14 protein-coding genes are annotated in these 16,879 nt (G+C 30.8%); 1 reads left to right on the forward strand and 13 read right to left on the reverse strand.

Annotation, left to right across the window (positions count from 1 at the left end; translation table 11 throughout):
- Positions 1-69 precede the first annotated feature (69 nt).
- The 13 genes from N4A40_13915 to N4A40_13975 all read right to left on the reverse strand — a co-directional run bounded on the left by N4A40_13915 (position 70) and on the right by N4A40_13975 (position 16,214).
- On the reverse strand, positions 70-273 hold the full coding sequence (locus N4A40_13915; protein ID MCT4662948.1) for a hypothetical protein: 204 nt from the start codon (positions 271-273) through the stop codon (positions 70-72).
- Positions 274-548: 275 nt separating this feature from the next.
- Complete coding sequence (locus N4A40_13920) at positions 549-2,681, reverse strand: SNF2-related protein (protein ID MCT4662949.1); 2,133 nt, start codon at positions 2,679-2,681, stop codon at positions 549-551.
- 132 nt (positions 2,682-2,813) lie between these two features.
- Positions 2,814-3,395, reverse strand: a complete 582-nt coding sequence (locus tag N4A40_13925) for a hypothetical protein (protein ID MCT4662950.1) — start codon at positions 3,393-3,395, stop codon at positions 2,814-2,816.
- Between the two features lie 39 nt (positions 3,396-3,434).
- Complete coding sequence (locus N4A40_13930) at positions 3,435-3,986, reverse strand: hypothetical protein (GenBank protein MCT4662951.1); 552 nt, start codon at positions 3,984-3,986, stop codon at positions 3,435-3,437.
- Positions 3,987-4,233: 247 nt separating this feature from the next.
- Positions 4,234-4,965, reverse strand: coding sequence for a hypothetical protein (locus N4A40_13935; GenBank protein ID MCT4662952.1), 732 nt, complete (start codon positions 4,963-4,965; stop codon positions 4,234-4,236).
- Entirely contained in the window at positions 4,955-5,806 is an 852-nt protein-coding gene (locus tag N4A40_13940; GenBank protein ID MCT4662953.1) for a hypothetical protein, read from the reverse strand. Before N4A40_13940 ends, N4A40_13935 begins: the two co-directional genes overlap by 11 nt.
- Position 5,807: 1 nt before the next feature.
- Positions 5,808-7,706 (reverse strand): hypothetical protein, encoded by a 1,899-nt coding sequence (locus N4A40_13945; GenBank protein ID MCT4662954.1) that lies wholly within the window; start codon positions 7,704-7,706, stop codon positions 5,808-5,810.
- Positions 7,707-7,968: 262 nt separating this feature from the next.
- On the reverse strand, positions 7,969-11,223 hold the full coding sequence (locus N4A40_13950; protein ID MCT4662955.1) for a type I restriction endonuclease subunit R: 3,255 nt from the start codon (positions 11,221-11,223) through the stop codon (positions 7,969-7,971).
- An 18-nt stretch (positions 11,224-11,241) separates the two neighbouring features.
- A complete protein-coding gene (locus N4A40_13955; GenBank protein MCT4662956.1) occupies positions 11,242-12,492 on the reverse strand; it encodes a restriction endonuclease subunit S in 1,251 nt (416 codons plus the stop codon).
- Positions 12,482-13,999 (reverse strand): type I restriction-modification system subunit M, encoded by a 1,518-nt coding sequence (locus tag N4A40_13960; GenBank protein MCT4662957.1) that lies wholly within the window; start codon positions 13,997-13,999, stop codon positions 12,482-12,484. Before N4A40_13960 ends, N4A40_13955 begins: the two co-directional genes overlap by 11 nt.
- A gap of 19 nt (positions 14,000-14,018) precedes the next feature.
- A complete protein-coding gene (locus N4A40_13965; protein ID MCT4662958.1) occupies positions 14,019-14,612 on the reverse strand; it encodes a helix-turn-helix domain-containing protein in 594 nt (197 codons plus the stop codon).
- Positions 14,613-14,976: 364 nt separating this feature from the next.
- Positions 14,977-15,951 carry a hypothetical protein gene (locus tag N4A40_13970; GenBank protein MCT4662959.1) on the reverse strand — a complete coding sequence of 325 codons (975 nt, stop codon included), beginning with the start codon at positions 15,949-15,951 and terminating at the stop codon, positions 14,977-14,979.
- Positions 15,939-16,214: a hypothetical protein gene (locus N4A40_13975; GenBank protein ID MCT4662960.1), complete on the reverse strand. Its 276-nt coding sequence runs from the start codon at positions 16,212-16,214 to the stop codon at positions 15,939-15,941. Before N4A40_13975 ends, N4A40_13970 begins: the two co-directional genes overlap by 13 nt.
- 337 nt (positions 16,215-16,551) lie before the next feature.
- Here N4A40_13975 and N4A40_13980 point away from each other — a divergent pair, with 337 nt between their 5' ends.
- Positions 16,552-16,803 (forward strand): hypothetical protein, encoded by a 252-nt coding sequence (locus N4A40_13980; GenBank protein MCT4662961.1) that lies wholly within the window; start codon positions 16,552-16,554, stop codon positions 16,801-16,803.
- The last annotated feature ends 76 nt before the right edge of the window (positions 16,804-16,879 follow it).

Below are 16,879 nucleotides of genomic sequence, written 5' to 3' on the forward strand. Positions count from 1 at the left end.
CATAGATTCTTACCTTCTCTCACATAATATATTCGATTACATTCTATCACCATCAATATTTGCAGTCAATTATTTACTATTCCCTTGATTCCTAAATGCTATATTCCCCTCAAGGTTTGCAAGTAATAGCTTTCTTGCTACCCTATATTCATCGCCTATCATTCCAAGCCTTAGAAGCCAAGTCCTAAAAGTATATCTAAAATTGTCACTGATGGTTATTTTTCTACTTGCTCTTTTAACTTCTTCCACCTTTTCATTTACTATACCGATCAATTAATTGACCGATAATGACTTCTTATAGTTTTCATTCATATAAAATCGATTTATGTTGATAATAACTTTTATGATATATGGTCTGTATGTATAATCAGAAGTTAAAGAATAAAAAATAATATTGGATTTTAGTATTACATCACATGCACTTATAATAAAACTTTGAATGTACAATATACTATTTGATTCATATTACTTTGAGACAAACTAATAATCCATTGATGATTATTTTAATATGGAAGTACACCAATTTCAAAAATAACCATATTTTTAATCTAAAGACCTAATCTCAATCTTTCTTCTCTAATTAAATTTTGCTCAATATCTTTTGACAAACTTGCTTTCCCTGAATAAGATTTATCCGCAAAACTATCAAATATTTTTTGCTTCCCTTTCAATAAATGCATGATTCTCTCATCAACACTATTTTCCATAAGCAATCTATGAACTGTCACATTTCTAGTTTGCCCCATTCGGTAAACACGCGAAATTGCTTGATTTTCAATGGATGGCTTTATTTGTGGTTCACAAAATACAACAACATTTGCACTTTGGATATTTAAACCGATTCCCCCCGCTGTTACTTGACTTACTAAAACCGTTCCCGAAGGTGCATGAGTAAATTCATCAATTATTTCTTGCCTTCTTTGTGAGGAAACACTACCTGTGATTGGCTCAAGTGTCCTTTCATTTAGTAAATTATTAACCTTTTGAATTACATCTCTAAAATATGAAAATACAATAATCTTCTGATTGCTAATCTTTGCCTCTTCACAAATTTCTATTAATCGTTTTGCTTTGCTTGAATTGCTTATACTACTTGTATTCCATGATACTTGGCGCATAGACATAAAATTTCCCGACATCACGGAGTTTCGATAAGCTTCGATTTCATGTGGTGTAAACACACTCCACTCCTCTTTTTCTTGTAAATCAGGGAGTTCTGTAAGCACATCTTCACGAACTCTTCTTAGATAAACTGGAGCGACTTTTTGTCTAAATTGTGGTGCATTTGAAATATGCCTCATAGACTGAATTTTTTTTGCTACATTAGGTTGTAAACATTTTACTAGATTGCACATTTCATCAATATTATTCTCAATTGGCGTACCTGTCATAAATAATTTCATACTTGATATCTGAGATAACTTCATTACAGCTTTTGAACGGATTGCATTAGGATTTTTTACATAATGTGCTTCATCAACTACTAGCATGTCTATTTTATGGCTAGATGGTATATTAATACGGCTTATAGTTTCATAAGTACTGACTGCTACACCGCCATGTTTTAACCATTCTCTTAACGAATTATCTCTATCTTTCCCATATATACTAATAGCTTTTAATTCGCTATGATTTTCAACTTCACGACTCCAATTGATTAGTACACTTGCAGGGCAAACAACAAAAAAATACTTTTTCCCTTTAAGCTTTAATTCACCCATTGCAGCAATAGATTGAATCGTCTTACCAAGACCCATTTCATCCCCTAAAAGCGAATTTCTCTGATGTAGAATATATTTCGTACCAAACATTTGATAACTTCTCAGCGTAGACTTCATCAAACTTAAGTTTAGTGGGTATCGTTCAATGGAACTTATAAAATCATTGGACAAGCCACCTGTTGTCTTTTCTTTATCTAACTTTGTCCCTACAACTGATTCTAATAAGGCATAATAACGTGGTGCATTTGATTGAAAATCGTTCCAACAATAACGTCCTTTTTCAGAATTGATTTTTTTCATTTCTGCTGAAACTTGTTCAAAATCATCCTTATAGCCTGAATCTAAAATTGATTCAAGTTTTCTTAAACTTTGAAGCGCATTCTCTTTCTTTTGCCTTGATGAGAAAAACCATTTAAACTTGCTAATAGCTCTCTGACTTTCTTTAGCATTTCTAAAAATAGCCTCATGCTCTCGCTGGTAAATCTGCTTGCATAACTCTATTATTTCCTTGCTATTTTCAACCAAATACAGTTCTTCCAATAATTTATTAGTACAATACGATTTATTCTCTGGATCAATCTTTACTTTCACACTTTTCACAATACTATTATAAATTCTACCCACTGCAACATTTATCTTATAAGCTGATTGCTCCCCAATGTTCCTAATATTTATAAGTCGATCCCACGACATAGCATGTAATTGCTCAATATTATAGATCCCTGCATTTTTAAGAGCTGAAACTCTAATACCTAATTTATCCTTATTGATTTGCTCAACGTCAATGCCTCTAAGAATTGAATTAATCATTTCTTTTTTCAAGTTCTCATATGCTTTTCTTATATTGCTACTGAAGTTTTTTTCCACTTCTAAAATGTTTTTTAATCGTTTATCAATAGATTCTATTTCATTTACTATTTTCTTAGCGTGTTCAAAATCATGTTTTTTAGATTTAAACATATGTCCCCCTATCCGCCTTTGTAAAAGATAAATCTTGTATAGTACTTCTTAGAAAAATAGCCGAAGTCGATTGCTCGATGCTTCGGCTTTGGTTTTACAACTTAATTACAGTATATTTCTAGAAAGTTTTCATCATAAACAATTTAATTCATACCCCTTGTTTTCCATATAATGTCCTTTAATAATTGCGACCTTCAAAAGTTCTTCACAAAATTGTTTCGCAGTTGTATCAATAAATTGATTCTTATTTGTATCATATTTTCCAAAATATACTTTATTATTCTCCGAAAATCTAATTCCTTCCCTACTAATATCCATAGCCATCATATCTCGTTTAGATTTTCGTTCTTCCTTATCCATGTGCCTAGATGACAATTTAAGTGAAATTTCAAAATTTATCATACCACTTGAATACCCTTTACTCAAATTAACAGACGTCAACATTCCCTTGTTATTATAAACAAAAATTCTATAATAATTTGAAATATTTTCATAAAGTTGAATGCAAATCGGAATTTTTAAATCATCTCCAATTATTTGCAATTCTAGATCCTTGCCCAAAAAATTTTTTTCAGCTAAATCTCCATTTTGATTATTAATTGTATTCTCTATACCTTTTTTAACCACAAACTCACAGTTATTAACTGTAACCTCTCTCAATTTAGTTTTACGTAAACAATTCGAAAGATTTTCTATAGTTGAAATATTAAACATAATATTATCCTCCTGCAGCTAAGCTATTAACTGTACCCATTAATTTTTAGTTTCTATTTTTTCGTTCTGCTCTATTCCAAAAATCTCATCAATATTTTTAATACGTACTTGAAATGTATTGTCTTTGCCACCTAGCTTATCTGCCCTTGCTGTACCATAAACATCAAAACTCCAATGACCTTTAACTAATCTAATTTTAGCACTTTGGTTCTTATATTTATCTAACCTATTTAAATCAATACATTGGAATATTTTCTCCTTAGGAACAACCGCAACCTTGCTTTTATTTAAAGATAATTTTCCGCATACAAATACGAAGTAAAATTGCTTATCTTCTGAATCTATAGTTTTAATTTCATCAATTTGGCTTTCTGTAAATGGAAAATTCCATATACTACTGCTTTTCGCTTTATTTTCACTTGAAGGTTTTTCAGAATATTTAACATATACTCTAAAGTCACCTTTATTGGTCGTAAAATCATATATTTTTCTATTAACTTCAACTCGTTCTTCAAAAAGAGCAGGAACAATTCCATTATTCAATAAAAATGATAGAAAAGCACCACAATAAAAATCTTCTTTCTTTATCATCACTATCATCCCTTACTTAATCATTATTAAGGCTTGAGTAATCAGCTCTATAATGTATCTAAAATTCACTTATTTTAAAATCATAATTATTCAATAATTTAATAATCAAATTACAAATAGCATTACCACTCCTAAGCAAAATTCGATAACTATTAAAATTTTACTGCCATATATCGTTTTTGTGGTCTTTTTAATATGAAATCAGATTAATACTATAGAGTTCAATTGGAATGCGGCACGAGCTTTTTTAATCCCAATAATAATCTAAGTACTTAAAAAACAATTCCTCCAATTCCATCTTTTCTAGCATAGGAGACATTTCTATCGGATAGTTTTTATTAAACTCAAGGAGTATTCGTCTTCCAACCCTCTCATCTTTTCCTAAATCGTCTCTGCCTTTTACTTTTGACTTCAATATCTTTGTAAGATTAAACTCATCTATTATATCTAGAACATTAATTAAAAATTTATCATTTCTAAAAATTTCATACTTTATAATATAATTATATAAATCAAGATTATCAACAATAAGATCATAATATTTTTCTTTTTCATTTTCTATATTATCATATACATATTGAGCACCTAAAATACATTTATATATATAATTTTCCCAATCAAATTTCTTTGTCACTATATTTTTAAAATATTTTATCCCATCTACTAATTGAGGATACTCTTTAAGCAAATAATCCCTCTTATAAATACAGAGCAATGAGTGCCAAAACAATTCATTAAAGTGAATATCTCTATCTGTATTCAAATAATACTTATCAATTACATTAAAAGCTTGTCGAAAAAGTATTTTCTTTTCACTCGCATCTCCTTTTGCAATGTATACCGGAAAATCTGGTGCTTCATCAATATTTACTACTTCTCCCGAAAAATACTCATCATTATTTTTAATCCTATCATTTAAAAAATCTTCATAAAATTTCTCATTATCCTTATAACCAGCCTTCAATAACTTAATTTCCATTTGTATTCAATCTCCTTACTGCCGCCGTATATTTTTCTAATATTCTATCTGAAATTGAATAAATAACCTCGTCTATATTATCTACATTTAATTTATCAATCATTTTCATCTTCATAAGATTGTATAGCTTGGAATCAATTCCTTCTAACTGATCTCCTACTTCATCAAGAAACACAATTTCGTCTTCCCCCCCATGAAGCACTATAAATCTGTACAGTGCTTTTTGAAGACCCATGTATATATACGGACTATTTAAAATTGAACTCGATGCAAAGTCATTAAATTGTAAATTCTCTTTTTTATAATTAATAATAATTGTTTCATTTCCAAGCTCAATTTTTACATCAGATTTAAGATTCGGATCAATTTTTTTCTCAAACAAATCCAAAGGCTTCTCATTACTTCCATCAAATACTACATTATTTGAGAACCCTAAAATTGAATTTTTAGGTACTATTATATCCCCTTTAAACTCTTCATAAAAAGAACTTAAATCACAATTATTCTCAAATGTTATTTCTCCTTTAGATTGTATCAATAATTGGATTAATGTCTTTTTACTTAAAGACATTCTGCTTTTAGAAATTTTTATACTATTTTTATTTTTTTCTACTTCAAAAAACTTATTATCTTTTGACTGAATTACTAAAATCAATTTAGCTCTTTTTTCTTGTAACAAATTACGGATAAATTCCGACTCAATATCATAGCTTAAATCAAAAATATAATCATTTGTGTTTTCACTTAAATTTATATCTAGTATGAATCCGCAATTCATATAGCTACTCGACGTATTAGTTAACAATGGATATGGAAAATTTGCTTCCTTTTTATAAATCATTTTACACCTCTATGCCGTACACAAATTTTAGAGCCTTATTGAAACTTTTATTCAACTTAAGCTCAATTTGTGCAGTTCCATCTTTTATTTTTACATCTTTTATTAAATTTTTTTGTGTTTCGCAATGTCTTCCAGTTGACTTATCTAGAACCTCTTTATAATTATCATCTATATTAAATTGGTTAGTATACTCCATACCCATACCATCAACAAAAGATAATGAAATATCACATATTTTCAAATTTTTAACTTCTTTACTCTCTGAAAAATTGAACCTTAAAATTTCTTTTTCACCTAAAACTATTCTTTCTACGATATCCGGATGTATATTATACATTATTTTATCTTTTTCGCCCACTTCGCCATTTTGATCTTTTACTTTTTTTACAATTTTTTTCACATTACGCTTTGTTCCTGGTTTATCTTTGGTTGAAATATCAGATCTGGTTTTAGTCAAAATTTTCTTTTTTTTGCCTTTATTTATTTTGACTGTACTAATAGCCTTTGAAAGATCTTTTTTAAATCGGTGTTCCACAGTATATAATAAATCCTTTGTATTTATAAATCCTTCTGTAGGATTCCTTTTCTTTATCTCTTCATCAATAATCTTTGCTATTTCTCTTGAAATATTATTAATAAACCGCTTTGCATTTTTTTGCAACTTCTGATTTTTTATATGCTCATATGAAATTTCCGTATGAGACTCATTTTCGAGCGACTTCAAAAATGCATCTTCCAAACTTGATTGTGGTATCAAAATAGCACTAAATGGTTTAGTTGCATAATTCTGAACTTTTCTATCTTCTATTTTCATACCGATAGTTCGTATAATAGCAACTCGCCCTTTAGAAATTTCCTCATCATATTTAAAATATAGTTGAAACTTATACTCTTCATTAATATCTTTTATACTTATTTCAATGGGCTCTATACTTAAATACGTGTTGAAATATAATGGCGTAAATTCCTGTTTCATTTCCATAATTTTTTGAACATAATATTTTTCATTCAATATATATTCTTTAATCGTATTACTAGTAATAGCATTATTGTTAACAATTACTTCTAATTTTTTTTCAATTATTGCAATAAAAAAGTTATCACAAACACTTTTTATTATTTTGTCTTCACTATTAAACTGTTCCCTCAAAAAAGGAATTATAATTTTCAATCCTCTAGTGTCTTTTGAAAACACTTCATCAAAATTATTTTCAAATGGAAGGAACTTTGTCTCACCTACACCTATGTTTTCTAAATCTGCAAAATACCCAGTCGATCTATAACATTTTTCCTTGTATCTATGTTCTATAAGCTGTACTGTTCCACCAAGATGTTTATTTCCTAGTTCATCACAATTTGCGAAATACATAATATTTAATTCTGATGCTGCATTTGATGCTATTTTTCCTATACCATGTGAACCCCCTCGAATACTCTCTAAATCAACATCCTTATCTTCTGAATGCACTCCCTTATTATATGCATACATCCCCCATGTATCTTCTTTCGAATTACTTTGTCCATTCCTAGCTCCAGCCAACCCTTTTGTATTAGAATCCTCAAAAGAAATATAATTCACTTCGTTTTCTTCCATTTTATCCTTCATATGCTCTATAGTTTCTTTAGTATAAGTAGTTTTACCTTCAAGGCACAAAATTCTTTCTTTTATTTCATCAAATCCTGGTATCCGTTCTTTGCTTATTCGTCCAGTTTCTATTCTAACTACAACTGGCTTATTTTTATCCGCTAGTCTAGCATCTAACGAGTTCTGAATATTTTCTTTAACAAGTCCTAGTATTCCTAGATTATAAAACTGTTCTAGCATTTTATTAAACATTGATTCTTCTATTCCTGGAATACATGAAAATTTCCATAAACTTTTACAGTCTTCGCTATTCATAAATATCCCCTTTCTATTTTAATAATTTAACTCTCCTTTTTAATTATCAAAGCTTTATACATCTCTCTTTTGAAATTTAGTCATTATATTCTTTAGCTACTTTGTATTAAATTAAACACTCTTAATAATTGTACCCTCTCTATTTTCATATGTCAAATTATGTATTCACTATACATGTTAATTATTTTCCCTAATTATTCTATTTATATAAAAAAACCTTGCAAGTATTTTTATCATTCTTGCAAGGTGCTTCTATTAATTATTACTTAGTAACAGAGTATTCCTCTAATTTCTCTGCAACTTTATCAAATTTATTCCTATCTTCATCTACAACATTCCCACACATCTTTTCAGCTTGTCTCATAACCACTTTCAAAGCATCTTTCACTTGATCTGGTGGATAGTCATATTTTTTTAAAAGTCTCTTAACGATTTTTCTCATACCCGCTTGAGCACTTTTTCTTATACTCCAATCAATGGTTATATTATTTCTAATCGATAATGTAAGTTCTTGGGCAATTTTTTTAAGAACTTCATCTTCCATGAATTCTTTAACAGCATCATCAGCAGTCAAAGCGTCATAAAATGCAACTTCATCTTCCGTTAAACCAAGATCAGCTTCTTCTGCTTTAGCTTGTTTCATTTCATTCGCCATTTTAATAAGTTCTTCAATAACCTCAGCGTTTGTAATAGCCTGATTTCTATATTTGTTTAATGCTTTCTTTAATTTTTCAGAGAACCTTTCTGACTTAACAAGATTTCTCTTTTCCATCGACTTAATATTGCCTTCTAGAAGTTTTCTAAGCATTTCAACAGCTAAATTCTTATGCTTCATTTCTCTAACTTCTTCTAAAAATTCCTCAGATAATATAGATACCTCTGGTCGTTTAATACCCATTGCATCAAATACATCGATGACCTCTTCAGAAATAATCGAACGCTCTAACATCTGGTTGACCCTAGCCTCAATTTCTTGCTTGGATTTACTTGATCCACTCCTTGCTTTTAGCTTTGACAAACTTGCTTTCACAGCCTTGAAGTAACTTACTTCTAATGCTTTCGATTTACCTTCAGCTGTCGCTGCACATAAAGAATGAGCTTTGGCTAGTTCAATAGCTATCTGTTTAAACTCTTTTTGCTCTTTTTCTTCCTTGCCAAGAATGAAGTCCATACCACCTGTAATAGCCCTGATACGTTCTACTTGCGAGCTACCCATATATTTTGAATAATCGTAGCCATACATCATGTCTTGAAGTATCTCTAGTTTTTCATACATAATAGCAATAGCAACAGATGTATCAATACCTGTATTCTTTCTATCACCATCAGTATATTGTTTCAAGGCACGTTTTAAGCTCTCTAAAATACCGATGTAATCTACAACAACGCCACCTGCTTTTTCTTTAAAAACTCGATTTACTCTGGCAATGGCTTGCATTAAATTGTGACCCTTCATCGGCTTATCAATATACATCGTGTGCATTGATGGCACATCAAATCCTGTTAACCACATGTCACGTACTAATACGATTTTGAGTTCGTCATCGTTATCTTTCATTCTCTTTGACAGGGTATCTCTTCGCTGTTTACCACCGATATGTTTTTGAAGCTTCTCTTTATCGCCTGCGCTTCCAGTCATTACAACCTTTATTTTACCCTTATTCACATCATCGTCATGCCAATCAGGTCTAAGCTTCACAATCTCATCATAAAGGTCAACGCAAATACGTCTACTCATACATACAATCATGGCTTTACCGTCAACTGTTTTGGACTTTTCTTCATAGTGATTCACAATATCTTCTGCAAGTTTTTTGACTCTATTAGGTGATCCTACGATAGCCTCAATACGTGACCATTTCGCTTTATTCTTCTCTCGCTCATTGTCTTCTTGGGCTTCTGTAAGATCTTCAAATTCATCATCAACTTTGTTAAGTTCCTCTTCATCTGTTTCCAGTTTAATGATTCTGTTCTCATAGTAAATCTTTACCGTTGCTTTATCTTCAACCGCCCTTGTCATATCGTATGTATCAATGCAATGACCAAATACAGATGTTGTTGAACGGTCTTCTAAATCAATAGGTGTTCCTGTAAAACCAATGAACGAAGCATTTGGTAAGGCATCACGCAAATACTTGGCATAACCGTATTTTACTGCACCTGTTTTTGAATCCGCTTTCGCTTCCAATCCATATTGTGATCTATGAGCTTCATCGGCAATGATTATGACATTCTTACGATCTGTTAGTACAGGCATTTCACCTTCTTCAGGCTTAAACTTCTGAATCGTTGTAAAAATAATACCGCCTGATTCTCTATCGTTTAAAAGGTCGTATAGCCCATTGATTTCAACAGAATTGTCTTTCACTTTAACTGTGCTATTTGGTTTCAGTTTTCTAACGTGAGCTTGTTTTGGTGTCTGTCTCAAAATATCTTTTGACTTAGCAAATGTAGTGAACAACTGATCATCCAAATCATTTCTATCAGTAATCACAACAATCGTTGGATTATTAAGTTCTCTTACTAAGCCAGCAGTATAGAATACCATTGAAAAACTTTTTCCTGACCCTTGAGTATGCCAAATAACACCTACTTTGCGATCACCATTTTCATCAGTCGCTTCTTGGGTTTTAACAATGGCTTTTTTTACTGCAAAATACTGATGGTAAGCAGACAGTATTTTAATAATAGATTTTTTGTCACCTAGCTTTTCACCATTTTCATCTTTATCCTCTTCGCTCGATTCTTGAAAAAGAATAAAATTACGGATGATATCAAGTAGCCTTGATTTTTCTAACATACCATTTAATAAAACTTCATACTGAGGTACTGATAAAGGCTCAATGTTTTCACCATCAACAGTACGCCAGTTCATAAAACGTTCTTCATTTGAAGTGATTGTACCTGCTTTGGCATTAATGCCATCTGATAGTATGCAAAAGACATTGTAGTTGAACAATGAAGATATATCTTGCTTATATGTTTGAATTTGATTATAAGCTTGTTCAATACCTACATTCTCATCACTTGCTGATTTAAGCTCAATGACCACAAGTGGCAAGCCATTAATAAAGATAATAAGATCTGGTCTTCTTTCTTCATTCTCGATAATAGTAAATTGATTGACTACTAAGAACTCATTATTCTCTGGATTTTCAAAATCTACAATAAAAGCTCTCTTTGTTCTAATATTGCCATTTTCTTTAAAGGAAACTTCTATACCTTCAGTCAACAACTTATGAAAACTGCGGTTGTTCTCTTCCATCATTGGACTGTTAAAAGTAATCAATTGTCTATACGCTTCATCTATGGCTTCACTTGGTAAATCTCTGTTGGTTTTAAACAATCCATCCTTAATCCGTTGCTCTAAAATTACTTCTTTATAATCTTTTCTCTCAGGGTACTGTCCATCAAATGAGATATCAGGTGCAAAGACATATTCATACCCTAAACCTTTTAATATCTCAATGGCAGCTTCTTCTAATAAATCTTCTGTAAAATTCTCTAATAAGCTCAATATCACTTCCCCCTCTCTTTAATTATCCTCTAGTGGTACTCTTATTTCACCTGACATTAGTTTTGGTAATAAAGTGTCACGCATATTTATTAAACTTATATTCATCTTCATATTTAGAAGAATCGACTCAAACATCTCATTTACTGCATAATAGAATTTATTTACTAATGCCTTTTCAGGTACAATGATTTTTATTTTACTGAACTCGCCTTTGTTCAGATTTAATGTTGCACTTCCAGTTGACCCTAAAGTTCTTATATAATCAGCTAAATCATTTAACTTAAAGTATGTGTAATAAAGCATATATTCATCTTCAAGTATCATCGAATTGATTTGTTGGTTTGTTTGGCAATTTTCTGAAGCAATAGATACCAACCCTGGGGTTGCTATACAACTTATCATAAGACCATTTTTCGGTATAACCTTCTTATTATTAGCTCCTGATTCACTTAAATACTCTGATGTTTCAACTATAAATGGATTCCCATGCATATCTGGAATTTTCACGAAAGGTACTTCTTCTCCAAAATTATCAGGATTTTTCTTGCTAGGTGTTTTACCTGTAATGATTTCCTTTGATATATCATTTAATGTTTTTATCTCCCAGCCTACAGGAATCATCCCAAGTTCATTTTCAACCATTTGACCACCACTTGATTTATATGTCACTCCATCTTCATTTGGAAATTCAAAATCTACAAACCATTGTTTGAATATTGCTTGTGCCATGTTTTCAAGAGTTTTGTTGATTTGATTGTTAGTTTCAATTTTCTTGTCTAACGTCAAAAGTATATGAGCTATAGCTTTCTGCTCTTCAATAGGTGGGATGAGCATTTTTATTTTCTCTAAAACGTCCTTTTGGGCCCTTTGTCTTCCAGAAGTCCCTGTCATAGACTTAATTGCAATGTTTCTAAACTCATCCGATATTGATAAATAATAAATATAATCATTTAAAGTTTCACCCATTTTTTCGCGCATCACTATAAACTCTGTAGATCCAAAAGCAACTTCATCATCATTTAGAATTGAAACCTGAGCAGTCTTTCCATTTTCCAGACAAGGCGTAATTCTAGCCAAAAGAGTATCACCATTTCTAAACTTTGTTCCACTCTTAAACTCAACAATCTCATATCCACTTATTTTCCGTCTAAATGGAGTAAGCTTATCCATACCTATTTTTTTGGCAACTGTCCCTTTTTTTATTGATTCTCTTGGATTAAATTGAATCACATCCTCGAGAACCATTTCATTCCAATCACTAAAACTCATATCCTATCCCCCCAAGATTCTTCCTAATCTCATCTTCAAGGTGTCGTGACTTCGCAAATAACTCCGCTAACTCTGCTGTCATAGTATCCATTTTTTCTTCAAAAGGAATACCATCATCTTCAACATCTTCTATACCTACATATCTACCTGGGGTAAGTACGTATTCATGTTCTATGATTTCTTCTATTTTTGCTGATTTACAGAAACCTTTTATATCTTCATATTGTCCATCTAAATTTCTCCAATTATGATATGTTTCTGCAATCTTCGATACATCATCATTTCCTAGTTCTCTATGACGACGATCCACCATTTCACCTAAATTTCTTGCATCAATAAATAATACTTCATGTTTTCTATTTCTATATTTAGAATTGTTTTCTTTATTTCTATTTAGAATCCAAAGCGACACTGGAATTCCTGTTGAATAAAATAGTTTATCTGGCATTGCAACAATGGAATCTACTAAATCTGCCTCAAGTAAATTCTTTCTTATTTCACCTTCGTTCGATGTATTCGAACTCAAAGAACCATTGGCAAGTACAATACCCGCACATCCATTTTGATTTAGATGATATACCATATGTTGTAACCATGCATAGTTGGCATTACCTGCTGGCGGAGTACCATATTTCCATCTCACATCGTCTGTTAATTGGTTGCCACCCCAATCACTAATATTGAAAGGTGGATTAGCTAGTATATAATCCGCTTTTAAAGTCTTATGCAAATCATTATGGAAAGTATCATCATGATGTGATCCTAAGTTTGAATCAAGTCCTCTTATGGCAAGGTTCATTTTACAAAGTTTCCAAGTTGTTGAATTCATTTCTTGACCATATATTGAAAGGTTCTCTACTTTTCCTTGATGGTCTTCAACGAATTTTTCACTTTGAACAAACATACCTCCTGAACCACAACAAGGATCATATACTCTACCCGAATACGGCTCAATCATTTCAACTAATGTTTTTACAACGCTTGTAGGCGTATAGAACTCTCCACCACCTTTGCCTTCTGCACTAGCAAACTGACCTAAAAAATACTCATATACTCTACCCAATAAGTCTTTTTCATCATTGTTATGAAGTTTAATAGTTGAAATTAAATCAATTAATTCCCCTAATCTTCTCTTATCAATTTCTGGTCTTGCATATCTCTTATCTAATACGCCTTTTAGTGTTGGGTTCTCTTTTTCAATTAATATCATCGCATCATCAATATATTGACCTATTTTTGTATCTTTCGCATTATTTCTGATAAAGCTCCAGCGTGAATTTTTAGGAACCCAAAAGATATTCTCTGATTCATACTCATCAATGTCTTCTTCAAAACCTTCACCCTCTTCAATCAGTTCATTGTACTTTGTTTCAAATTTATCAGAAATGTACTTTAAGAAAATTAAACCTAGTACAACATGTTTATATTCTCCTGAATCCATACTTCCTCTAAGTTTATCTGCCGCTTTCCAAAGCGTTTCTTCAAATCCAATATTCGCTGTTGCCATTTTACTTCCTCCCTATTATTTAAAAATTGTTATCATCAAAAACTTCAAATATTTCACCTTCAAATTCTTCCTGCTCATTATCACTAACTACATGAGCAGGCAGTACTTCATAATAGTGTGCTAATGCTTCTATGGTTTTATGAAGTACTGATTCGTGTTGAACCTTCTCCATCAATTCAACTATTAATTTGTATGTATCCATATATGGATTATTGTCTACAACGTCTATAGCCTCTTTGAAACGAGACACAAGTTTTGCCTTTTCAATATCACGCTCTATAGTATTGATTTCTTCCTTATCATATACTGGCACATCAACAATAGCATTGATATCTCCTATATTGAATTGTTGCTCATACTCTTTTATTACTGGTTTTAAATCTAGTTTTAATTTTTCTTTCTGAACTTGAAGTTTATCAATGTCAGATAATTTTTTTGAAAAATACTCTTGATCAATACCAAATAATCCTTCAAGTACAGGGAGATATTTTTTAGGAATGTTTTGTTTTTGCTTTATCCACATATTGATATTTTGTTTTTTTATTCCTAGTTTCTCTGCTAATTCAACATGCTGAATATTATAGATTCCTAAAATGTATTCTAAACCAATCAATACTCTCCCTCCCAAGCTTTCATCTTTATCATTTAATACTATTACAGTTTACTCCTTTTTATTGTCTTGGTCAATAATTAAATTGAATTAATTGGTAATTAATTCTACGTAATAAAAAAGCAACCAACGCTTCCAGTCAGATGCCTTTTATCATACCTAAATATCCTCTTATATTTCAGCCTTCATTTCAGCTTTAATATTCTTCTTTCCAATCTTATAATCTTCTAAAAAAACATACAGATAAACACTCCAAATTTAGTGAACTTCTTTCTAACATCCTTGCCTTGATTTTACTATTCGAAACTCAATATATCAATTTGAATTTTCAAGGTTCATATAGCTTATTTTAGGTAGAATGTTTGTACTATTTATCTCTAACTTTCATTATATTATTTTCATCCACAAATCCATCAAAGCTAATCGGCAATAACAAGTTATTATAATCAGTTATACCTTCTTTCAAATATATGTCCGTACATAAATATGCTACCGACGAGTTCAAAGTATAATTGTAAATTATTAATCCTTCAGTGTGCTTAAATGGTTTTACTTCATAATTTTCACCATTAGTATATTGTGTTATTGTAATCGGTGTGTCTTGTCCATTTGACGGAACTTGACCATGTACTTCATAAATTTTATCATAGTAGTATTCAAATTGTTTCCTTTGCGTATTGTAGTACACTCCGATTACTGGAGAGTCAACATCATTATAGAAACCACTATCAACAATACTTTTAAGCTCTTGCATTTTTGATTTTAATAAATCAGTATCTTGTTCTATATCACCTACTGGTGTAAATTTTATATTTGTGATAACCTCTACAATCATTGCATCATTTCCAATATAGACAGGCTTTGAAATGTTTCTATCAACATCTAAATCATGGAATCCTTTATAAACATCACAATTTCCTATATAACATTTGTTAACCCTACTTCCAATGGCAACATCTTTAAAAACATTTAAAACTACCTTATCATTAATTAAAAATGCCAAAATATAATCACAGATGTGTTCTCCTTCATCATTAATGTTTTCACTGCTGTTATAAAAGTTTAAAACTTCATCATAAATATCTTCATATGTGTTTCCACTTACGTAATAAAGTTCTCTAATCCTTTCAGCCACTTTGTCTGCATTATTTATATTGTTACCTGCAAAACAAAAAACAATTTTCCCTCCTATAATAATAGATTTTACCATTCCATATGTTTCAATATTTTTCTTCAATTCTATTGGGACTTGACTTGGAAACCTATTTCCACCAAGTATAATTCTTGTATCTGAAATAATATAGAAACCATCTTCATCATTATTTGCTATCACGATAGACATACTTTTTTCTCCTCCAATATTACTTTATAGAAAATATATTCGTTGTATATTAAAATTTCATAATAATTTCGCCATCCCTCCCCAATAATCCTAATAGCTTCCTCAATATAGGGCTTTGCAGTATGAATGTCATCAATACTCCTAATACGAATCTCTAAATCGCCAGTTCCAAAATGCCCTATATTTTTAACATTTCTGAAATTCTTTGGCATATTACTGATTTGTTCTGGATTGTATTTAAGAAACAAATGGCATTTATTCATCCTCCAACTTCTTATTTTTCAGTACTCCTTCAGTGAAATATCGTATACTTCACGGAATATTCTAGCATTTTTTAATAAAAAATATTTCTTCCATTCCACCATTAAGTTACCATACCTTCACATTATACCATATTTTCCAGTTCCAATAACCGCGTTTTTAATTTTTTCAGTAGTTATTGGCATGGCGTTTCCCAATAAATTGATTTTTCCCAGATTATAGTGTATCATCTTTTTGTACAGTCAATAAAATATATTGTTATTTTTAAATTGAGTCGCAGATTCAGAATTTCAAATCAAACTATTAATTTAATCAGATATAATTTCGAGGAGGATTATTATGGAAAGAATAAGTAAGTATCATGATCTTTATGTTTTTCTAGAATCAATGTCAAACGAAAAGGTAACGCTGACTTTTAGCAAAATAGAATCTTTAATTTCAAAAACTCTTCCAAAATCAGCTTATCAGTATCCAGCATGGTGGGCTAATGGAGAGAAAAGTCACTCACATGCAAATGCATGGCAAGATGCGGGCTATAAAGTAGATGAAATCAAATTTGGAGAATATGTCGTTTTTAAACGAATCAAATAAATATTTCTATTTTCTAATATCCTGTAAGAAATTTCTCACAGGATATTAGAAGTGTATTTTTTAACAAAATCAATAA

It is taken from the genome of Tissierellales bacterium (assembly GCA_025210965.1).
Lineage (GTDB): Bacteria > Bacillota > Clostridia > Tissierellales > JAOAQY01 > JAOAQY01.